The following is a 21,315-nucleotide window of genomic DNA, read 5'->3' as shown; positions in this document are numbered from 1 at the left end:
GTTCAGTTTCCCGCCAGAATGCCCATGACCGCCATGCGCACCGCTATACCGAAGGTAACCTGCGGCAGGATCACTGCCTGTGGGCCATCGGCGACATCGGAGTCAATTTCGACGCCACGATTCATGGGCCCCGGATGCATCACGATGGCATCGGGTTTGGCCAGCGCCAGCATCGCCGGCGTCAGCCCATAGCAATGGAAGTATTCGCGCCCCGACGGCAGTAGCGCACCATTCATGCGTTCGTTCTGCAGGCGGAGCATAATCACCACATCGCAATCGCGGAGTCCTGTTCGCAGGTCATGGCAGACCCGCAGTCCCATCTTGTCCATGGCCGTTGGCAACAGGGTTTGCGGGCCGACGGCGCGCACTTCGGCAGCACCGAGCGTGGTCAGCGCGTGGATATCCGAACGCGCTACACGGGAATGCAGGATGTCGCCGACAATGGCCACCACCAGGTTGTTGAAATCCTGCTTGTAGTGACGGATGGTGTACATGTCGAGCAAGCCCTGCGTCGGGTGGGCGTGGCGCCCGTCGCCGGCATTGACCACATGCACGTCTTTTCGCCCGAGGCGGCGCAGGTGGTCGGCGATCAGGTGTGGGGCCCCACTGGCGGCGTGTCGGACAACGAACATGTCGGCGTGCATGGCCACCAGGTTGTCCACCGTGTCGAGCAAGGTTTCGCCCTTGGCGGTCGAGGAGCGCGTTACGTCGAGGTTGATGACGTCGGCGGATAGGCGTTTGGCGGCAATTTCGAAAGTGGTGCGCGTGCGCGTCGAATTCTCGAAGAACACATTGAAGACACTCTTGCCGCGCAGCAAGGGAACCTTCTTGACGTCGCGGTGCGAGACCTTGAGAAAACTCGATGCGGTGTCGAGAATGTGATTGATCACCTCGCGAGGCAGGCCCTCGGTTGACAACAGATGCGTCAACTCGCCATTGGCGTTGAGTTGTGGATTACGCATGCGCATCCTCGGCCAGGCTCCACCGCAGGCGACCGTTGGCGTCGGTCGAGAGCACCAGCTCCTGGGCTGGATCGAGATCGACCTGCCAGGGGCAGAAATCGGCGCAGATCGGGAGTTGACGGCGGCCGCGGTCGGCGAGAACCGCCAGCTGGATGCTGGCCGGGCGTCCATAATCGAAAAGTTCGTTGATCGCCGCGCGCGTCGTACGGCCGGTGTACAGCACATCATCGACGAGGATCAGTGGCCGGCCTTCGACATCGAAAGGAATCGAACTCGGCCGGACGCGTGCGTGCAGGCCCCTTGCGCCGTAATCGTCACGATAGAACGAGACGTCGATCAGGCCGATTTCATTGTTCAGCCCGAGGAGTTCGCGCAGGCGCCTGGCCACCCAGGCTCCGCCGCTGTGGATGCCGACCAGGACCGTGTCCGGTCGCAAGCGGTGTCGGATCAGTTCGGCCAGTTGGGCGCACTGCGCTTCGGCGTCGGGGAGGTCAATTGCAAGCATCGGTTGGGCGGTCATCAGAATAATCCTGAAAGTCTCGTCGGCGATTCGTGAATCTCCCCTGGGTTCGGGAGATGGGACGGAGGAAGAAATCGTTCATTGGTGTCAGGCGTTCACTACAAGTGTCCGTGGCCTGCTTCGGCCATGCCGTCAAAATAGCCCTGCAGAATTATCTGGGCAGCCACGGCGTCGAGATGCCGTTTGGCCCTGCGGGTGTCATGCCCGGCGGCATGCAGGCATTCTTGCGCAGCACATGAGGAAAGCCGTTCCTCGGCATAATCGACGCGCAGTCCGAAACGGCCACGCAACTGGTTGGCGAAGCGAGTACAGCGAGCAGTCATGGCGTGTGGCGTGCCGTCGAGTGCGAGCGGCCGGCCAACGACCAGACTGGTCGGTTGCCATTCCCGGATCAGGGCGGCGATGGCGGCGAATCGCTCGGCGTTGGCTTCGCCGTGCAGGGTGGTCAGGGGATGCGCCTGCAACAGTTGCCATTCGCCAACGGCAACGCCGATGCGTTTTTCGCCAAAGTCGAAAGCGAGTACCGTGCCCGTGGCGACTGGTTCAGGCATGGCCGGCGGCATCGGCGAGGTTGGCGAGATTGACGCCAAGCAGCTCGAGTGCGGACGCGAGTCTTTCCTCGTAGGGGGATTGAAAAAGGATGTCGAGCTTGGCGCGCACGGTCAGCCAGGCGTTCTGTGCCAACTCGTGTTCAAGTTGGCCGGCAGCCCAACCGGCGTAGCCCAGCGTCACCAGCACATCCACCGGCTGACCGCTACAGGCGACGGCCTGCAAGATGTCGCGCGAGCTAGTGAGACCGATGTGCTCGTTGATCACCAGCGTGGACTGCCATTTCCCGACCGGCCGATGCAGGACAAAGCCACGGTCGGTCTGTACCGGCCCACCGAAGAAAACCGGCAACTGGGCGAAGCCTTCGGCCTGCAGGGGAATGTCGATTCTGTCGAGAAGTGTTCCCAGACTCATGTCGATCGGCCGATTGACGATCACGCCAAGCGCACCGCGATTGTTGTGTTCGGCGATATAGACTAAGGTCTTGGAGAAAAAAGAGTCCATCAGCGCCGGCATGGCAATGAGAAAATGGTCCGTGAGATTGATGCTGTGCATGGCCCTATTCTAATAGGCTGCGGCGCCTGACACAAAGGTAATAGGTGCAGACGTCCGACATCACCTGCCGCTGGGCCGACGAAGGCTGGTGGCGCTACCTCGCCATCGTGAGGGATCTGTCCAACCGGGGCCGGTTGCGGAGGAGCGGTGCTCCGCGAAAGCCCGCCTTTGGCCCTCGCGAGTGGCGAGTGTGATTACCAGTTGGTTTCGCGTTCGGGGGTTGCGGTGATCTTGTGGATCGATAGATCGGCGCCGTTGTATTCCTGTTCCTGGTCGAGACGCAGGCCGACGGTGGCTTTCAGCAGGCCATACACCAGACAGCTACCGGCCAGCGCAATGACAATTGCCAGACCGGTCATCAGCAGTTGCGGCATGAAGGCGACGCCGCCGACGCCGCCGAGTGTCCGGCTGCCGAAGATGCCGGCGGCGAGGCCGCCCCAGGCGCCGCAAAGACCATGCAGCGGCCAGACGCCGAGGACATCGTCGATCTTCCAGCGGTTCTGGGTCAGCGTGAACATCAGCACGAACAAGCCGCCGGCGACACTGCCGACGAATAGTGCGCCGATCGGATGCATCACGTCGGAGCCGGCGCAGACCGCGACCAGACCAGCGAGCGGACCGTTATGGACGAAGCCGGGATCGTTCCTGCCCGCGACCATGGCTACCAGCGTGCCGCCGACCATCGCCATCAGCGAGTTCATCGCCACCAGGCCGGAGATCTTGTCGATCGTCTGCGCGCTCATGACGTTGAAGCCGAACCAGCCTACGGTCAGAATCCAGGCGCCAAGCGCCAGGAACGGGATCGAAGACGGCGGGTGCGCGGAAATCCGCCCCTCCTTGGTGTAGCGTCCGTAGCGTGCGCCGAGCAGCAACACCGCTGGCAGGGCGATCCAGCCGCCCATCGCATGCACCACGACGGACCCCGCGAAGTCGTGGAATTCCTCACCATAGCGGGCTTTCAGCCAGGCCTGGAGGCCGAAGGCCTGGTTCCAGGCAATGCCTTCGAAGAAGGGATAGATGAAGCCGACGATCAGAAAGGTCGCGGCCAGTTGCGGGTAGAACCTGGCACGCTCGGCGATGCCGCCCGAAATGATCGCCGGGATCGCGGCCGCGAAGGTCAGCAGGAAGAAGAAGCGCGTCAGCTCGAAGCCATTCTTCTGCAGCAGCGTTTCGGCGCCGGCGAAAAAGTGGATGCCGTAGGCGATGCTGAAGCCGATGAAAAAATAGGCGATCGTCGACACCGAGAAATCGGTCAGGATCTTGACCAGCGCGTTCACCTGGCTCTTCTTGCGTACCGTTCCCAGTTCGAGAAAGGCAAAGCCCGAGTGCATCGCCAGTACCATGATGCCACCGAGCAAGATGAAGAGAACGTCACTACCAGACTTGAGTACTTCCATGGCTCCTCCGGAATATCGGGTCGAAGCCTTCAAGCAATTTCTGTTCCAGGGTCAAGCCATCTCTGGATTCAATGACTTGCGCTCATTCTTGGGCTTCTTGATGCACCATTATGGTGCAATATGGCTCATTCGCGCACCAATACAAGGAGTCTATGCACCGGCTTGCACCCTATCCGGCCTATTTTGGTGCAGCGCCTGGCGGCAGGAGAACCCACATCTGCCCTGGCTGTTTCATTCGACCGGCCTGATGGCCGGCTTGCGTACCGAAGCCCCAGAACAGATCGGCGCGTACGACGCCGCGAATCGCGCCGCCGGTATCCTGCGCCAGTACGAGACGGCGCAGCGGTGTCGGCGAATCGGGCTGGCTGGTGGCCAGGAAGACGGGGGCGCCGAGTGGCGTGTAGCGGGGGTCGACGGCGATGCTGCGCTCCGGGGTCAGCGCGACACCGAGTGCACCGTTCGGGCCGTCATGGCCAGTGGCGGGTTGTTCGCGAAAGAACACATAGCTCGGGTTGGTGTTCAAGAGGTCGTTGACCCGGCCCGGATTGGCGCGTGCCCATTGCTTGATGCCTGCCATCGAAGCCTGTTCAAGGGTCAACTCGCCGCGGTCGACGAGTACTCGTCCGATCGACTGATAGGGGTGGCCATTCTGGTCGGCGTAAGCCAGGCGTACCGTTTGGCCATCGGGTAGCCTGACGCGCCCGGAGCCCTGCACCTGCAGAAAGAACAGTTCGACGGGGTCGTCGACGTAAAGTAAAACGCGGTCGAGGTAGTCCTTCTCATGAGCGGTGATTTCCGCACGTGAAAAATAGGGAACCACCTTGTTGCCTTGCAGACGGCCGCGCAGGCGCAGGTTCTTCAGATCCGGCAGGACCGCGCCGAGGTCGATGTTCAGCAGATCGGGCGGTACGCCGAGCACCGGTTGCAGAAAGGGCTTGGCACGCGTCCGCGCGCCGTGTAGCAGCGGTTCGTAGTAGCCGGTGATCAGCCCATTCGTCGTGGCGTCGGGATTGGTCAATAGCCAGGGCTGGAAACGCGACTCGAAAAAGCGGCGGATGCCCGCCGTTACCGGTTCGTTCAGACTCCGTGCCTCGTCACAGACCGCCTGCCATTGCGGCCACTGCGGCCGCTTGGCGAGGGCGCGGCAAGATTGCAGGAAAGCTGGCCAGGCGGCAGCGAGGTCATCGTCGTTCCAGCCCGGCAGGTCGCTCCAGCGCGCGGCCTGTAGCGGCCTGGCAGCCGGCTGGGGGGAGGGCGCTGACCCAGCCACGGCGCAGGCTGGACAGGCTGGGCAGCTAGGGGGCGCGGCACAGGCGCTGCTCGGCGCAGGCGTCCCACAGGCGCTGAGCAACCCCGCAAGCAGGGCAGCGACGACGACCAGGAAAGAGCGGGATTGGCTTTTGTGCATGGTTTGGCTAAAGTATCGAGTTCGTCAACTTTCGAAGTATACTGTCCGCCGCCCGATGATCGACTCTTTTCGACAAATTGCGCGCTTCCTCGTTCGCGCCGAGCAGTTTCTCGATCGTCTCGAGCCTTTGCTGCCGCCGGCCTCACCATTTCCGGACTGGGCTGCGGCCTGCGCTTTCCGCTGGCAAATCCGCCGTGGCGTAGGTTATCTGCAACCGATCATGCGCCTGCCCGTGATCAGGCTTGGCGACCTGCAGGACATTGACGAGCAGAAAGCGCGCATCGACGCCAACACGCGCCACTTCGTCGCCGGCCAGCCGGCCAACAATGTGCTGCTCACGGGTGCGCGCGGATCGGGCAAGTCGTCGCTGATCAAGGCGCTGCTCAACGAATACGCCCCGCAAGGACTGCGCGTGATTGAGGTGGAAAAGGGCGACCTGACCGACTTGCCGGACATCGTCGAACTGATCGATGGACGCCCGGAACGCTTCATCATCTTCTGCGACGATCTTTCCTTTGACACCGGCGATGCACGCTACAAGGCACTGAAGGTCGTTCTCGACGGTTCGATCGCTGCGGCGCCCGAGAATGTGCTGATCTACGCCACGTCGAACCGGCGGCATCTGATGCCCGAGTATTTCTCCGAGAACCTCGAGAGCCGGCGTGTCGGTGAGGAAATCCATCCCGGCGAAGCGGTCGAGGAAAAGATTTCGCTGTCCGAGCGCTTCGGCCTGTGGATTTCCTTCTATCCTTTCGACCAGGAGGCTTATCTCGACATCGTGGCGCATTGGCTGCAGTCCTTTGGCTGCCCCCGCGACGAGATCGTCCGTGCCGAGCGCGACGCGCTCAACTGGGCGCTCGAACGCGGTTCGCGCAGTGGGCGCGTCGCCTGGCAGTTCGCCAGGGACTGGGCCGGCCGGCAACTCGCTGCGCTCGATGGCCAGAAACGGCCGCGCCGCGTTCCGGCTGCTTCGCCGACGACCACGCGCAAGCGCTCGCGGAATGTTGCCTGAGCCAGCAAAGGAACGATCAGGCGCCCGATGACTCCGGTGACCGAAGTAGCGGCGGCAGTGATGCTGCGCGGCGATCCGTCGGCGCCCGAATTTCTGCTCGCGCAACGCCCACCCGGCAAGGTTTATGCCGGTTACTGGGAATTCCCGGGCGGCAAGGTCGAGCCTGGCGAGACGGCGCGCGCGGCGCTGGTTCGTGAACTGCAAGAAGAACTCGGCATCACCGTCGAGCAAGCCTGGCCGTGGGTCTGTTGTGAATTCAGCTATCCGCACGCGACGGTTCGCCTGCGCTTCTTTCGCGTCAACGCATGGCACGGCGAACTGGCGCCGATCGAGCACAGCAGCCTGATCTGGTTGCCGGCCGGCGCAACGGCGAGCGTTGCACCGATTCTGCCGGCCAACGATCCGATCCTGCGTGCGCTGGCACTGCCGTCGCTATACGCACTGAGCAATGCCGAGAAGTCTGGCGTGGCGGCCGAACTGGAACGACTGCAGAACGCCCTGGCCAACGGATTGCGCCTGTTCCAGGTGCGCGACAAAACGCTGCCGCCAAAGCAGCGCCACGCTTTTGCGCGCCAGGTCATGGCACTGGCGGCCAGGCATGAACAGGTGGTGGTGCTGATCAACGACGACCAGGAACTCGCCCGCAGGGTTGGCGCAGGGGGAGTGCACCTCTCGTCGCGGCAGCTCTGGCAGATCGAACGGCGTCCGGATTTCGCCCGCGTTGCCGCCTCGTGTCACGGCGCTGCCGACCTGGAGCGCGCCGCCGAACTGGGACTGGACTTCGTCGTCCTCGGCCCCTTGCTGCCGACGGCCAGCCACCCCGGGGTAGCAGGCATCGGCTGGACAGCGTTCGCACAGCTCGTCGAACGCTCGCCGTTGCCGGTCTATGCGCTCGGCGGTTTGCAGCCGGAGATGCTCGACACCGCTAGGAACTGCGGAGGACACGGCATCGCGCTGATGCGCGGCTGGCATTAGATTAGTTGTGAACGTCGTCGCGCTAGCGACGACGTTCACGAGCGGCTAAGTATCTGCACGCTGCGCGCTGCCACCGGGGTGCTGATCGTACGCGTGTGGGGGGCAAAGGGGGCCTGCGCGCTGCTGTCGCAGATCTGTTGCCAGACCCCTGCCGGCAGCAGGAAGGAAGTCTGGTTGTCGTCGCGGTTGATCAGGCATAGCAAGAAGGTTTCACGATCCTGTGAATGGCCCAAATCTGTCCGGTCGGGAGCGAGTTGCAGACCAAAGGTGCCCAGTTTCTTCGACTCCCAGTCGGCGTAGTCCATCGGTCTGCCTGCGGGATGCCACCAGAGCACATCGGGTTGTCCCTCGACAGTCATCTCGCCGGTCAGCCAACGGCGCTGCCGCAGTTGCGGGAAACGTCGGCGCAAGCCGATCAGCCCGGCGACAAAGTCGGTCAACTCGGCATCGGCGTTCTTCCAGTCGAGCCAGGTCATGGCATTGTCCTGGCAATAGGCGTTGTTGTTGCCGGCCTGTGTGCGTCCGATTTCGTCGCCACTCTGCAGCATCGGCACGCCCTGGGACAGCATCAGTGTGGCGAGGAGCGCGCGCTGCAGGCGACGGCGCCTTTCGAGTACGGCCGGATCCGTGCTGACTCCTTCCTCACCGCAGTTCGACGAGTGGTTATGGCCGTGCCCGTCACGATTGTCTTCGCCATTCAATTCGTTGTGCTTCTTCTGATAGCTGACGAGATCGCGCAAGGTGAAACCGTCGTGCGCGGTGATGAAGTTGGTTCCCGCCTGGGGCGCGCGTCCGTTGACACCGAACACTTCGCGTGAACCAGCGAGCCGTTGCGCCAGTTGTCCGACACCGGCCTGGTGGGTCAGCCAGAAGGCACGCACGTCGTCGCGGAAGCGGTCGTTCCATTCGCTCCAGCCCGGCAGGAAACGCCCCAGACGGTAGCCGTCGGGGCCGATGTCCCAGGGCTCGGCGATCAGCTTGACACGCTGCAGCAAGGGGTCTTGCCGCACGGCGGCGAGAAAGGCGCTGTCGCGTGTCAGCGTGGCCGCGAGGTCGAAGCGGAAACCATCGACGTGCATGATACCCACCCAGTAGCGCAGCGCATCCATGACCATTTGTAGAACCCGCGGATGGGCAAGATTCAGGGTATTTCCGCAGCCGGTGAAGTTTTCGTAGTGGTTCAGATGGCCGGGGGGCAACAGGTAGTAGCTCAGGTTGTCGATGCCGCGAAACGAGAGGGTCGGACCCGCCTCGTCGGTTTCGGCGGTATGGTTGAAGACCACGTCGAGAATGACCTCGAGGCCGGCGGTGTGCAACGAGCGGACCATCGTCTTGAACTCTGCAATCACCGACTGCCCGCCGATTCGTGCTGCATAGCGCGGTTCCGGGGCGAAGAAGGCGAGCGAGTTGTAGCCCCAGTAATTGACCAGGCCCTTGTTTGCCAGATGCTTTTCGTCGAGAAAATGGCACACCGGCAGCAGGTTGATAGCGGTGACCCCGAGCCGCTGGAAATGTTCGATCATTGCCGGTGTAGCGAGACCGGCGTAGGTTCCGCGCAGCACTTCGGGTATGCCAGGATGTTGCCGGCTGCAGCCCTTGACATGCGCCTCGTAGAGCACCGTATCAGCCAGCGCTGTTGCGGGTGGGACGTCACCTTCCCAGTCGAATGCTTCGTCAACCACGCAGGCGGTCAGGCAATTTCCCTGGTCGCTCTGCGTCCGCCACGAAAAACGGCCGGCCACTTCGCGCGCGTAGGGATCGAGCAGGAAACGCCGGGAATCGAAGCGGTGGCCTTGCCGATGGCCATGGTGGCCGTGGCCGTTGGGGTCGGGTGCCTCGGGGCCATGCACCCGGTAAGCGTAGCGCAATCCCGGCCCGGCACCGGCCAGGTAGCCATGCCAGATTTCGTCGCTGCATTCGCGCAGCGGCAGTGTACGCATGCCGTCTGCGTCGAAGACACACAACTCGACGCGCGCGGCGTGCGCCGAAAAGAGCGCGAAGTTGACGCCGTGTCCGTCCCAACTGGCGCCGAGCGGCCACGGCCGCCCGGCTTCAAGATCGGCGCGGTCGCTCACGGGATCCATTCGAGGTACAGAGCGGCGAGTGGCGGCAGCGTCAGATTCAGCGACCATTCGCGGCCGTGCGCCGGCACCTGATCGGCATATACCGGCTCGAAGCCATTGCCGACGTTGCTGCCGCCGTAATACTCGGAGTCGGTGTTGATCCGTTCGCGATACCTTCCCGGCATCGGTACGCCGATCCGGTAGCCATGCCGAACGACTGGCGTGAAGTTGCCGACGTAGAGGATGGCGCGGGAATGATCGCGCGACCAGCGAACGAAGGCGACCACCGAACACTCGGCATCGTCGGGGGCCACCCATTCGAAACCGGCTGGCTCGAAATCGACCTGGTGCAGTGCCGGATTGCTGCGGTAGATGCTGTTGAGATCGCGGATGAGGGAGCGCACGCCGGCGTGAAGCGGAAAGTCGAGCAGCCCCCAGTCGAGCGAATGATCATGATTCCACTCGTTCCACTGGCCGATCTCGCCGCCCATGAACAGCAGTTTCTTGCCCGGATGCGCCCACATGTAGCCATACAATGCGCGCAAATTGGCGAACTTCTGCCAGTAGTCGCCGGCCATCTTGCTGATCAGCGAGCCTTTGCCATGCACCACTTCGTCATGCGACAGCGGCAGGATGAAGTTTTCGGTGAAGGCGTACATCATGCCAAAGCTGAGCTGATTGTGGTGATAGCGTCGATGCACCGGGTCCTTGGCCATGTAGTCGAGAACGTCGTGCATCCAGCCCATGTTCCACTTGTAGTGGAAGCCGAGTCCACCCATCGAAGGGGGACGACTGACCATCGGCCAGGCCGTCGATTCTTCAGCGTAGGTAGAAGCGCTCGGGTGCTCCTGGCCGAGGACCTCGTTCATGCGGCGCAGGAAGGCAACGGCCTCAAGGTTCTCGCGGCCGCCATAGACGTTCGGCAGCCATTGCCCGTCTTCGCGGCTATAGTCGCGGTAGAGCATCGAGGCGACGGCATCCACGCGCAGGCCGTCGACGCCGTAGCGTTCGATCCAGAACAGCGCGTTGCCGATCAGGTAGTTGCTGACTTCACGGCGGCCGAAGTTGTAGATCAGGGTGCCCCAGTCCTGATGCATGCCCTCGCGCGGGTCGGCATGCTCGTATAGCGCGGTGCCGTCGAAGCGGCCGAGACCGTGTTCGTCGGTCGGAAAATGCGCCGGCACCCAGTCGACGATCACGCGCAGTCCGGCGTCATGGCAGGCGTGGACAAAGTCGCGGAAACCGTTCGGGTTGCCATGACGGGCCGTTGGGGAGTAAAGCCCCAACGGTTGATAGCCCCAGGAGCCGTCGAAGGGGTGCTCGGAAACCGGCAGCAATTCGAGATGCGTGAAGCCGAGGTCGACCACATAAGGAATCAGGGTTTCGCTCAACCGTTGCCAGTCTGGAAAGCCGCCATCGTCAGCCCGCCGCCAGGAGGCCAGATGCACTTCGTAGACCGACAAAGGGGTGCCCAACTCGTCTCCGGCCGCCGCTGGCGTAGGTTCCACGGGTTTGGGCAGGGCGCAGACGATTGAAGCCGTCGACGGCCGCAGTTCGGCCTGAAAGCCGTACGGGTCGGATTTGAGCGGCAGCAGATAGCCATCGCGCGCGCGAATTTCGTATTTGTAGTGCGCGCCGGCGCCCACTCCCGGCAGAAAGATTTCCCAGACCCCGCATTCCCGGCGCAGGCGCATCGGGTGGCGACGGCCGTCCCAGGTATTGAAATCGCCGACGACGCTGACCCGTTGCGCGTCCGGTGCCCAGACCGCGAAGACCGTTCCGGCCACGCCATCGATCTCGCACAGGTGCGCACCGAGGCGCTCAAAGGGTCGAAGGTGCGAGCCTTCAGCGAGCAGCCAGACGTCCATTTCACCGAGTACGGTCGGGAAACGATACGGGTCATCGGTTTCCTGGACACCGTATTCCCAGTCGATCCGCAGCCGGTAGGGGAACCTGTTGCGGCGGCGAGGCATCAGTCCCTCGAAGAAGCCTTCGACTCCTTCGATCTCGATATGCGCCAGCTCGGCGATCTGCCTCCCGGTTTTGGCCTCCAGGACGGCAACCGACCGGGCACCTGGTTGCAGACTACGAACCCATAGTCCACCGTCGGCATCGGTATGCATTCCAAGGACCGCATAAGGGTCGCCGTGTTCCGCCCGGCAAAGGGCGATGATCTCTGCATGATCAAGCATTTGGGACTTCCTTACCTTTAATATGAAAGTCGCGTCAGCGACTCACGAATCTCACCTCCCCACTGGCGGGGGAAGGGTCGGGGGGAGAGGGGTACGATCATGACAGTCATGACTGTCATGATCGAGTGGCCTGGAATAGTCATGACCATTACTTAAAATGTGCGAATTTTCCAGGTGTCGTTGGCATAGTCAGCGATCGTTCGGTCAGCCGAGAATGGACCCATCCCGGCGACGTTGAGAATGGCTTTGCGCTGCCACTCGGCGGGCGTCAGATAGAGCGCGTCGACACGCGCCTGGGTGGCGAGATAGTCCGAGTAGTCGGCAAGCAGCAGGTAGTGGTCGCCGTAATGCACCAGGCAATTGAAGATATCGTGATAGCGAGAACGTTCGCCTGGCGAGAAGACGCCGCTATCGATCTTGTCAAGCACCTCCTTGAGACGGGGATCGTTGAGGTACAGATCGTGCGGCTGATAGCCGGACTGGCGGATGGCGCTGACCTGTGCGGTATTGTTGCCGAAAATGAAGATGTTTTCGGCGCCGACGTTGTCGCGAATCTCGATATTGGCGCCATCTTCGGTGCCGATGGTCAATGCACCGTTGAGCGAGAGCTTCATGTTGCCGGTGCCCGAGGCTTCGGTGCCGGCTGTCGAAATCTGTTCGGAGAGGTTGGCTGCCGGCATGATCAGTTCGGCAACGGAAACGCCGTAGTTAGGAATGAAGACGACCTGCAGCAGGTCGCGGGTGCGTGGGTCGTTGTTGACCACAGCGGCAACGTCGTGAATCAGCCGGATCACCTGTTTGGCCATGTGATACGACGATGCCGCCTTGCCGGCGAAGATCACGCTGCGCGGTGCCACACCATCGGTCGATCCCTCCAGCAGCGCGTTGTAGCGGGTGATCACGTGCAGTACGTTGAGCAATTGCCGCTTGTATTCGTGGATGCGTTTGACCTGCACGTCGAACAGGCTGTCTGGGTTCAGGGTGACGCCGACTTCACGGGCGACGTAACTGGCAAGGCGTTGCTTGTTGCCGCGTTTGGCTTCGGCGAAGGCACTCCGGAAACCGGCGTCGTCGGCGCTCGCCCGCAATTCGTGCAGGTGCTCCAGATGCAGGCGCCAGTCCCGGCTGCCGAGGCGTTCGTCGAGCAGGGAAGAGAGGCCGGGATTGGCCTGGGCCAGCCAGCGGCGTGGCGTGACACCGTTGGTCTTGTTATGGAAGCGTTCGGGGTAGAGGCGGGCAAAATCGGCAAAGATGGTCTGCACCATCAGGTCCGAGTGCAATTGCGAAACGCCGTTGATCCGGTGACTGCCGACAATGCACAGGTTTGCCATGCGGACGCGTTTGTCCTTGTCGTGGCCGCCGCCGTCGTCGATCATCGAGACGCGCCGGATCAGGTCAATGTCTCCGGGGTAGAGGCGAACCACTTCGTCGAGAAACTCCTGGTTGATGCGGTAGATGATCAACATATGGCGGGGCAACACACGCTGGACCAGGGTGACCTTCCAGGTTTCCAGTGCCTCGGGCATCAGCGTGTGATTGGTGTAGGAGAAAATGCGCCGGCACTGATCCCAGGCGGTGGCCCAGGCCATCCCATGCTCGTCGACCAGGAGACGCATCAACTCGGCGACGCTGATTGCCGGGTGGGTATCATTGAGATGGATCGCCACTTGCTCGGCCAGATTGCAGAAGCTGCCATGCTCGGCCAGATGGCGAAACAGGATGTCCTGTAACGAGGCGGAAACGAAAAAATATTCCTGGCGCAGACGCAGTTCACGGCCGGCCGGAGTGCTGTCATTCGGGTAGAGAACCCAGGAGATGTTCTCGAAACGATTCTTGAACTCGGCGGCGCGCTGGTAGTCGCCGGTATTGAAGGCGCCGAGGTCGATGTGTGACGGCGCTGCGGCTTTCCACAAGCGCAGGGTGCTGACCCGTTCGGTCCCGTGCCCGGGGATCACGTAATCGAACGCCTTGGCTTCGACCGAATCGGCGGCATGCCATTCCGCCCATTCTCCGTGATGTTCGGCATGGCCGCCAAAGCGCACTGTATAGTGCTTGTTGGCACGTGGGAACTCCCAGGGCGAACGATTCTGCAGCCAGGCTTCCGGTTTTTCGACCTGCTGACCATTGAGGATCGACTGCGCAAACATCCCGTATTCATAGCGGACGCCGTAGCCCCAGGAGGGGAGTCCGAGGGTGGCCATTGAATCGAGAAAGCAGGCCGCCAGCCTGCCCAGACCGCCGTTGCCGAGCGCCGCGTCAGGCTCGCATTCGATGACCTCGTCAAGCGCTGGACCGGGTGCGGTGAACGCGGCCGCGGCCTGGTCTCGCAGGCCGAGTGCTGCCAGGGCGTTGTTCATCGCACGGCCGATCAGGAATTCCATCGACAGGTAATAGATGCGTCGTGCCTTGTTGTCGCGGTCTGCATTCTGGGTGTCAACCCAACGTTGCGCCAGTTGCTCGCGTGCCACGTGCGAAAGTGCCTGATAGAGGTCGGCCGTGCTGGCTCTGGTGGGTTCGGCAGCAACGATGGAGAGCAGTTTGTGCTCGATTTCGGAGCGCAGTGCTGGGCTTTCGGAATCGGGTTGAGCGGCATCGGACATCAGGCGGATACTCCAGTAAAGTTCATGGGCAACCCTCGCTGTCGGCCAGGGCATGGGCAGCGCCAAGCAGGGCCGGCGTCGGAGAAAGCATGAGATAGGTCGGAATTTCGGCCAGGTAGGCAGCGAAGCGCCCCTTGGCCTCGAAACGAGCGCGAAATGGTGAGCGGTCGAAGATATCTCCCAGTCTTGGAATGATACCACCACCGATATAAACACCACCTTGGGCGCCGAGAGTGAGTGCTAGATTTCCAGCGACCGAGCCGAGCATCGCGCAGAAAGTGTCGATTACTGCCCGGCATTGGAAATCGTCGCCGGTGATCGCACGCGTAACGATCTCGGCAGTCGACAAGGGGTCGCCGCGACGACCGTCCACTTCGGCAACCAGTCGGTGTAGCAAGGGCAGACCACCGCCGGAAAGCAGGCGTTCGGCAGAGACATGTTCAAACTCTCGCCGGGCAAGGGCAAGGATCGTCGACTCGCGGGCGTCGGCGGCGGCCAGCGAGCAATGACCGCCTTCGCCGGTCAGTGCCAGCCAGTGGCCGCGAGCGAAAAGCACGCCCGAGACGCCAAGGCCGGTCCCTGGTCCCAGCACGGCCTTGGGAGATCGCTCGATTGGCACGCCACCGCCGACCTGACGCAGATCGGCGGCCGTGAGCTGCGGTAGCGACAAGGCCAGGGCCGTGAAGTCGTTGAGCAGAAGCAGGCGGCTCAACCCGAGTTCTGACATCAGGTCGGCGCGCACGAAAGTCCAGGTACCATTGGTCAGCCGGACTACTTCATCCTGTACCGGACCGGCCAGGGCGATCGCTGCTGCCTGCAGGTTCGGGCCGCCAACGTCGGTGAGGTAGGCCCGAATCGCTGCCGCCGGTCCGGTAAAGTCGGCCACTGCGAGAATGCGTACCCGATCCGGTTTCCCGGATTCGTCGAGCAGCGCAAAACGGGCACGCGTGCCACCGATGTCGGCGACCAGCATGGTGTATGGCGTCATGGCAGTGCCTGCTCGGTGTCGGGGCGTGGATCGGGGTTTCTCATGTGTCAAGCCAATCGATGGCGCGGCAGCTCTGTTGTCTTGTTCGAGAGGCCGCTGCAGGTCAAAGATGAATGCCCCGCCGTAAGGATGGACATGTTTCCGGATCTTCGCACCAAATACGGTATTTTTCAAAGACCCGACGCATCTGACATTCTCCCCCGGACACCAGCATCAGTTGTCCGGCAGTCTCTCCGGTCCACGCGGGTTCTGTCAAGCCGGGACTTGCCGAATCATCTCGCCATCGCTATTGTGACTCCTCGCTTCCCCTGATGCTTAGCCGCCACGTACCTTCCTGATGAGCCTGCAATCGGTACGGGTACGTGCTTTCCTTATCGCCTGTGATCTGGACCCATTGAAGGCCAACATGTGAATGACGCGCATCTGATCAGAATACTGAGAGAACTGCTCGGCTTCGAGAATGTGCTGACTGCTACCGACTGCATGGCGGCATACCTTGCCGATTGGCGGGGTCGTTATCGCGGTGTGGCGCTGTGCGTCGTGCGGCCGGCGACCACCGCGGCGGTCTCGGCGGTGGTTCGGGCCTGTACCGAGGCTGGCGTGGCGATGGTGCCGCAGGGTGGCAATACCAGCCTGTGCGGCGCAGCGACGCCTGCGTTCGATGGCCGGTCGGTACTGATCAGCCTTTCCCGAATGCAGCGCGTGCGCGCGCTCGACACCGCCAACAATACCATCACTGTTGAAGCGGGCTGCGTGCTGCAAGCGGTGCAGGAGCGGGCCGCGCAGGCCGAGCGGCTGTTTCCGCTCTCCCTGGCGGCCGAAGGCAGTTGTCAGATCGGCGGCAATCTGTCTACCAACGCGGGGGGTGTGCAGGTCCTGCGCTATGGCAACATGCGCGAGTTGACGCTGGGCCTCGAAGTGGTGCTGCCGAGCGGCGAGATCTGGAATGGCCTGCGCGCCTTGCGCAAGGACAATACCGGTTACGACCTGAAGCACCTGTTCATCGGTGCCGAAGGGACGCTGGGGATCATCACTGCAGCGGTCTTGAAACTCTTCCCTCTGCCACGCGCGACTGCTACCGCCTGGCTGGCGATCGCCTCCCCGACACTGGCAGTACGCCTGCTGTCCGATTTGCAGGCGCGCTTCGGTGCGTCACTGACCGCCTGCGAACTGGTTTCCGAGGCGGCGCTTGCCCTGGTCCGCAAGCACATCCCGGGGGCGCATCCGACACTGTCGGCAAGCCCATGGTATCTCCTGATCGAACTCTCTGGTGGCAGTGACGATACGGCGCAGCGCGATGCGCTGACAGCGTTTCTCGAAACGGCACTTGACGAATACGTACTCGGCGACGTGCTGCTGGCGCAAAGCGGCGAGCAGGCGAGGCGTCTGTGGGCTCTGCGCGAGAATATCGGCGAGGCGCAGAAGCGCGCAGGCCCGAGCATCAAGCACGATGTCTCGCTGCCGATTTCTCGTCTTCCCGAGTTTGTCGAGCGCGCAGACAGGGCGCTTGAACAAGCCTTCCCGGAGATTCGCATCGTCACCTTCGGGCACATCGGCGATGGCAATCTACACTACAACCAGTCCAAATCGGCCGCCAGCGAGAACGCTGCCTTCCTGGCTGCGCAGCCCGAAGTCAACCGGATCGTCCATGACCTGGTGCATGAACTGGGCGGCAGCATCAGTGCCGAACACGGCATCGGCCAGTTGAAGCGTATGGAGTTGCTGCGCTACAAGAGTCCGGTCGAGATCGAGATGATGCGCGCGATCAAGCGCACCCTCGATCCACGGGGGTTGATGAATCCCGGCAAGGTGCTTTGAGTTCCCTGGGTCAATGGAGCGTTGGTGACGTCGTTTGCAGTGTATCGCTGAAGAGTGCATCGATGGCCGCTGCGTCGAAACGGTATTCCAGGTTGCAGAGGTCGTCCCTGATCAGCACTTCACCATGTTCCCGCAGAGTGGCGTAGACTTCGGTGGGGCCGAGCGAACGTAGCAGTGCACGGACTTTTTCCCAGTTCTCGGGGCAGTGATGAATGACGGGCCGGGCCGGAAAAAGGCGAACGGTTTCTTCCGGAAAGAGGCGGCTCAGCAGTTCTTCAGCGCTCAGCGTCAAGAGTTCGGCCGCCTTGACGGTAGCCGCCAGCGCCTCGACGCGCGTCCAGCCGTCTGCGTCGCACTGATCGGCAGCGGGCAGTTTCTGCACCAAGAGTCCGGATGCCGCGCTTGCCGATGCGGCCAGGAAAAAGCGCGCGGGCAATTGTTCAGACTGATCGAGGTAGTGTTCGAAGACCTCGGCGATGCTTTCGCCATCGAGTGGTACGATGCTCTGATAGGGTTCACGCATCGATGGCCTGTCGAGCGTGAGCAGCAACTGGCCATCGCCGAGCAGTTCCGGAACGGAATGGGCTTGCGGTTGTGCCGCGCATCTGGCCATGCCGCGAATCTGCAACTGCTCGTTGCAGTCGATGACCAGCAGCGACACCGGACCGCTGCCGCGCATCTGGATCGTCAAGCGACCTGACTGTTTGAGGTTGTCGGCGAGCAACAGGGTGGTGACGCTCATTTCTCCGAGCAATTGGGCAACCGGTGCCGGGTAGTCGCGATTCGCGAGCATTTTCCGCCACGCCGGTCCGAGGCGAACGACGGCGCCCCGGATGTCGAGGTCGTCGAGCAGAAAGCGGCTCAGGCAGTCGTCGAGCATATATGATGGATGATGGTGGGTCAGTGGGCGCAGCCCTCAGGAGACGGCGAGCATTCTTTCCAGCGCCAGCTTGGCGAGTGCTCGCTCATGCTCGGGCACCGTGATCCGGTTGACCACCTGCCCATCGGCCAGATTTTCCAGCGTCCATGCCAGATGCTGCGGGTCAATGCGCTGCATCGTCGAGCACATGCACACCGTTGGCGCCATGAATTGCACGATCTTGCCCTCGTGCCTGACTTCTTCGGCAAGACGGTTGACCAGATTGAGTTCGGTACCGACCAGCCAGCGCGTGTTCGGCCGGGCTTCCTTGATTGTTCTGACGATGTATTCGGTGGAGCCGACGAAATCCGCCTGTCGGCAGACTTCGAAGCTACATTCCGGGTGGGCGATGACCAAGCCGTTGGGGTGCTGATTGCGAAAACGCAGGATGTGCGACGGCTGGAACATCTGATGGACCGAACAATGGCCTTTCCAGAGCAGCAGTCTCGCCCGCCGGATCTGCTCGGCGGTGAGGCCGCCCATCTCAAGGTCGGGGTCCCAGACCATCATCTCGTCGAGTGCGATGCCCATCTGGAAGCCGGTCCAGCGTCCAAGGTGCTGATCCGGAAAAAAGAGAATCTTCTCGCGACGCGCAAACGCCCAGGCGGCAATCGTGCCGGCATTCGACGAGGTGCACACGATGCCGCCGCGTGCGCCACAGAAGGCCTTGAGATCGGCCGCCGAGTTGATGTAGGTCACCGGCGTGAACTGTTGATCCACGTCGAGCACTTCGCCGAGTTCGCGCCAGCAGCGTTCAACCTTGGCCAGGTTGGCCATGTCGGCCATCGAGCAGCCAGCGGCCAGGTCAGGCAGGATGGCGATCTGCTCGGGCTTCGACATGATGTCGGCGACTTCGGCCATGAAATGCACGCCGCAAAAAACGATATAGCGGGAATCGGTCCCCGATGCGAGGCGCGAGAGCTTCAGCGAGTCGCCGGTGAAGTCGGCATATTGATAAACGTCGGCGCGCTGATAGTGGTGGCAGAGCAGCACGGCTTCCTTGCCGAGGCGCGCGCGCGCGGCATGGATTCGCTGATGACAGGCGTCGTCTTGCAACTGGTTGAATTGCGCGAAGTGGATGGTTGTGCTTTGCATGGTGGGGGTACTCGAATCAATGTCCGGGAAACCGGCCCGGGCTGGCAGCGTTCAGTTATGCCAGGGCAGGCCGGCGTGCCGCCAGCCGCCGATCCTGCCGCGCTGGCCGCTGGCGTCCTTGTCGCCCTCGAAGCCCTCAAGCACATTGTAGCAGTCGCGCGACGTGGCCTGGCTGACCAGTGCTGCCGCCTGATGCGAACGCACGCCGCTGCGGCAGATGAACATCAGCAGTGATTCGCGATCGGTCTGCTGTGTCAGTTGCGCCAGGAAATGACTGTTGGGCCGGTTCTCGGGGTAACTGATCCACTCGATCTCGACGGCGCCGGGGATGCGTCCGACCCAGTCCCATTCGGCACGCGTGCGCACGTCGACCAGTTTGGCGCCGGGCGCCAGTTGCCAGACTTTGTACGCCTCCTCCGGGGTCAGTGCGCCGGTGTACGGGAGGCCAAGTTCGTGCCCGCGTTCGCAGGCGAGTTGCAGCAGATCGGTCAATTTTCCCATGGTGTTCCGCTAGAGTGCCGGTGTTGAAGGACGCCCGATCAGGCGTCTGATGAATCTCGGAGTATAGATCAGTTATATCGTTCGCAGGGCAGGATGCTTTTTTTGTTGGGCACCGTATTGGTGCATTGTCAGGTTTGGTGCACCGATAGGGTGCGTCAAAAAACCTCAAGAACGCACCAGAACCTTGTGGCACAATGAAAATCCACCGGGACAGTGATTGGCACGTTTTCTGCTAATTCCCCCCGAACCCCTGTTTTTCTACTATCGCCGGCAAGTCCGGCACCTCTTCAGGAGATTTTGCAATGGCAAGCCCGCAAGACGTAATCAACATGGTCAAGGAAAACGAGGCGAAGTTCGTTGACTTCCGCTTCACCGATACGCGTGGCAAGGAGCAGCACGTGACGGTTCCGGTCAGCGCTTTTGGCGAGGACAAGTTCGAGAACGGCCACGCTTTCGATGGTTCGTCAATAGCAGGCTGGAAAGGGATTCAGGCTTCGGACATGCAGTTGATGCCCGATCCGAGCACCGCTTATGTCGATCCCTTCTTCGATGAGACCACCGTGGTCATCACCTGTGATGTGGTCGATCCGGCGGACGGTCGCGGCTATGACCGCGATCCACGTTCGATTGCCAAGCGTGCAGAAGCCTATCTCAAGTCCAGCGGTATTGGTGACACTGCTTATTTCGGACCGGAACCCGAGTTCTTCATTTTCGATTCGGTGTCGTGGAGTGTCGACATGTCGGGCTGCACCCTTAAGATCTTCTCGCAGGAAGCAGCCTGGACGAGTGGCGAAAAGGGCGACAATGAGGGCGGTTCGGGCCACCGTCCGGGGATCAAGGGGGGGTACTTCCCGGTACCGCCAGTCGATAGCCTGCACGACATCCGCTCGGCCATGGTGCTGACGCTGGAATCGGTCGGGGTGCCGGTTGAAGTGCATCACCACGAAGTCGCGACCGCCGGTCAGTGCGAGATCGGCACCCTGTTCAACACGCTGGTCAGGCGCGCCGACTGGACACAAGTGCTCAAGTACGTGGTCCATAACGTTGCTCATCAGTACGGTAAGACCGCGACCTTCATGCCGAAGCCGATTGTTGGCGACAATGGTTCGGGCATGCACGTCCATCAGTCGATCTGGAAGGATGGCAAGAACCTGTTTGCCGGCAATGGCTACGCCGGTCTTTCGGAATTGGCGCTGTTCTACATCGGCGGTATCGTCAAGCACGCCAAGGCACTGAACGCGATCACCAACCCCGGCACGAATTCGTACAAGCGCCTGGTGCCGCACTATGAAGCACCAGTCAAGCTGGCTTACTCGGCCAAGAACCGTTCGGCTTCGATCCGCGTGCCGCATGTCGCTTCCGACAAAGCCAGACGTATCGAAACCCGCTTTCCAGACCCGATCGCCAATCCCTATCTGTGCTTTTCGGCCTTGTTGATGGCCGGTCTTGACGGCATTCAGAACCGCATTCATCCGGGCGATCCGGCAGACAAGAACCTCTATGACCTGCCCCCCGAAGAAGATGCCAAGATCCCGACGGTTTGCGCCAGCCTCGAAGAAGCGCTTGAATCGCTGGACAAGGATCGCGACTTCCTGACCCGTGGCGGAGTCTTTTCCGATGACTGGATCGATGCCTTCATCGAACTCAAGATGGACGAGGTCAACAAGGTGCGCATGACCACTCACCCGGTCGAGTTCGATCTGTACTACAGCTGCTGATCGGGCAGACACAGGCTAAGATAGAGGACGGGCTTGCCCGTCC

The 21,315-nt window shown here is 61.9% G+C and carries 17 protein-coding genes; 4 read left to right on the top strand and 13 right to left on the bottom strand.

Going from position 1 to position 21,315, the window contains the following annotated elements; translation table 11 throughout:
- Positions 1-2: 2 nt before the first annotated feature.
- The 6 genes from AW06_RS14690 to AW06_RS14665 form a co-directional block, all read right to left on the bottom strand.
- Positions 3-962, bottom strand: a complete 960-nt coding sequence (locus AW06_RS14690) for an aspartate carbamoyltransferase catalytic subunit (protein ID WP_034951541.1) — start codon at positions 960-962, stop codon at positions 3-5.
- Positions 955-1,482, bottom strand: a complete 528-nt coding sequence (gene pyrR, locus AW06_RS14685) for a bifunctional pyr operon transcriptional regulator/uracil phosphoribosyltransferase PyrR (protein ID WP_246149032.1) — start codon at positions 1,480-1,482, stop codon at positions 955-957. The genes AW06_RS14690 and pyrR overlap by 8 nt, the downstream gene beginning before the upstream one ends.
- Positions 1,483-1,580: 98 nt before the next feature.
- Positions 1,581-2,033 (bottom strand): Holliday junction resolvase RuvX, encoded by a 453-nt coding sequence (gene ruvX, locus AW06_RS14680; RefSeq protein ID WP_034951538.1) that lies wholly within the window; start codon positions 2,031-2,033, stop codon positions 1,581-1,583.
- Positions 2,026-2,586 (bottom strand): YqgE/AlgH family protein, encoded by a 561-nt coding sequence (locus AW06_RS14675; RefSeq protein ID WP_034951522.1) that lies wholly within the window; start codon positions 2,584-2,586, stop codon positions 2,026-2,028. Before AW06_RS14675 ends, ruvX begins: the two co-directional genes overlap by 8 nt.
- 194 nt (positions 2,587-2,780) lie before the next feature.
- A complete protein-coding gene (locus AW06_RS14670; RefSeq protein WP_034951521.1) occupies positions 2,781-3,983 on the bottom strand; it encodes an ammonium transporter in 1,203 nt (400 codons plus the stop codon).
- A 178-nt stretch (positions 3,984-4,161) separates the two neighbouring features.
- Complete coding sequence (locus AW06_RS14665) at positions 4,162-5,391, bottom strand: murein transglycosylase A (protein WP_034951520.1); 1,230 nt, start codon at positions 5,389-5,391, stop codon at positions 4,162-4,164.
- Between the two features lie 55 nt (positions 5,392-5,446).
- Between AW06_RS14665 and AW06_RS14660 the strand changes: the two genes are divergently transcribed.
- Together AW06_RS14660 and AW06_RS14655 are read left to right on the top strand one after the other, a co-directional pair.
- Positions 5,447-6,403, top strand: coding sequence for an ATP-binding protein (locus tag AW06_RS14660; RefSeq protein ID WP_034951537.1), 957 nt, complete (start codon positions 5,447-5,449; stop codon positions 6,401-6,403).
- 27 nt (positions 6,404-6,430) lie between these two features.
- Complete coding sequence (locus tag AW06_RS14655; protein ID WP_034951519.1) at positions 6,431-7,378, top strand: Nudix family hydrolase; 948 nt, start codon at positions 6,431-6,433, stop codon at positions 7,376-7,378.
- A 35-nt stretch (positions 7,379-7,413) separates the two neighbouring features.
- On the opposite strand, the gene glgX is transcribed toward AW06_RS14655, so the two are convergent.
- The 4 genes from glgX to glk all read right to left on the bottom strand — a co-directional run bounded on the left by glgX (position 7,414) and on the right by glk (position 15,221).
- Complete coding sequence (gene glgX, locus AW06_RS14650) at positions 7,414-9,462, bottom strand: glycogen debranching protein GlgX (protein WP_034951518.1); 2,049 nt, start codon at positions 9,460-9,462, stop codon at positions 7,414-7,416.
- Positions 9,450-11,633: a 1,4-alpha-glucan branching protein GlgB gene (glgB, locus tag AW06_RS14645; RefSeq protein ID WP_034951517.1), complete on the bottom strand. Its 2,184-nt coding sequence runs from the start codon at positions 11,631-11,633 to the stop codon at positions 9,450-9,452. The genes glgX and glgB overlap by 13 nt, the downstream gene beginning before the upstream one ends.
- Positions 11,634-11,785: 152 nt before the next feature.
- Complete coding sequence (locus AW06_RS14640; protein ID WP_034951516.1) at positions 11,786-14,233, bottom strand: glycogen/starch/alpha-glucan phosphorylase; 2,448 nt, start codon at positions 14,231-14,233, stop codon at positions 11,786-11,788.
- 22 nt (positions 14,234-14,255) lie between these two features.
- Positions 14,256-15,221: a glucokinase gene (glk, locus tag AW06_RS14635; RefSeq protein ID WP_034951515.1), complete on the bottom strand. Its 966-nt coding sequence runs from the start codon at positions 15,219-15,221 to the stop codon at positions 14,256-14,258.
- A gap of 408 nt (positions 15,222-15,629) precedes the next feature.
- Here glk and AW06_RS14630 point away from each other — a divergent pair, with 408 nt between their 5' ends.
- Positions 15,630-17,039, top strand: a complete 1,410-nt coding sequence (locus tag AW06_RS14630) for an FAD-binding oxidoreductase (RefSeq protein WP_034951514.1) — start codon at positions 15,630-15,632, stop codon at positions 17,037-17,039.
- 10 nt (positions 17,040-17,049) lie between these two features.
- On the opposite strand, the gene AW06_RS14625 is transcribed toward AW06_RS14630, so the two are convergent.
- Genes AW06_RS14625 through AW06_RS14615 form a run of 3 tightly spaced genes read right to left on the bottom strand, consistent with a single transcriptional unit; the run spans position 17,050 to position 19,554 of the window.
- Positions 17,050-17,919 (bottom strand): Hsp33 family molecular chaperone HslO, encoded by an 870-nt coding sequence (locus AW06_RS14625; RefSeq protein ID WP_034951513.1) that lies wholly within the window; start codon positions 17,917-17,919, stop codon positions 17,050-17,052.
- Between the two features lie 36 nt (positions 17,920-17,955).
- The gene (gene nadA, locus AW06_RS14620; protein WP_034951512.1) at positions 17,956-19,053 is read right to left on the bottom strand and encodes a quinolinate synthase NadA; all 1,098 of its coding nucleotides are present in this window, start codon (positions 19,051-19,053) and stop codon (positions 17,956-17,958) included.
- Positions 19,054-19,104: 51 nt separating this feature from the next.
- Entirely contained in the window at positions 19,105-19,554 is a 450-nt protein-coding gene (locus AW06_RS14615) for a rhodanese-like domain-containing protein (RefSeq protein ID WP_034951511.1), read from the bottom strand.
- A 302-nt stretch (positions 19,555-19,856) separates the two neighbouring features.
- Between AW06_RS14615 and glnA the strand changes: the two genes are divergently transcribed.
- Complete coding sequence (gene glnA, locus AW06_RS14610) at positions 19,857-21,272, top strand: type I glutamate--ammonia ligase (protein ID WP_034951510.1); 1,416 nt, start codon at positions 19,857-19,859, stop codon at positions 21,270-21,272.
- The last annotated feature ends 43 nt before the right edge of the window (positions 21,273-21,315 follow it).

The sequence above is a fragment of the Candidatus Accumulibacter cognatus genome (assembly GCF_000584975.1).
Classification (GTDB): Bacteria; Pseudomonadota; Gammaproteobacteria; order Burkholderiales; family Rhodocyclaceae; genus Accumulibacter; species Accumulibacter cognatus.
The sequence above is the reverse complement of the archived record's forward strand: the minus strand, read 5'-3'. Positions and strand labels throughout refer to the sequence as shown.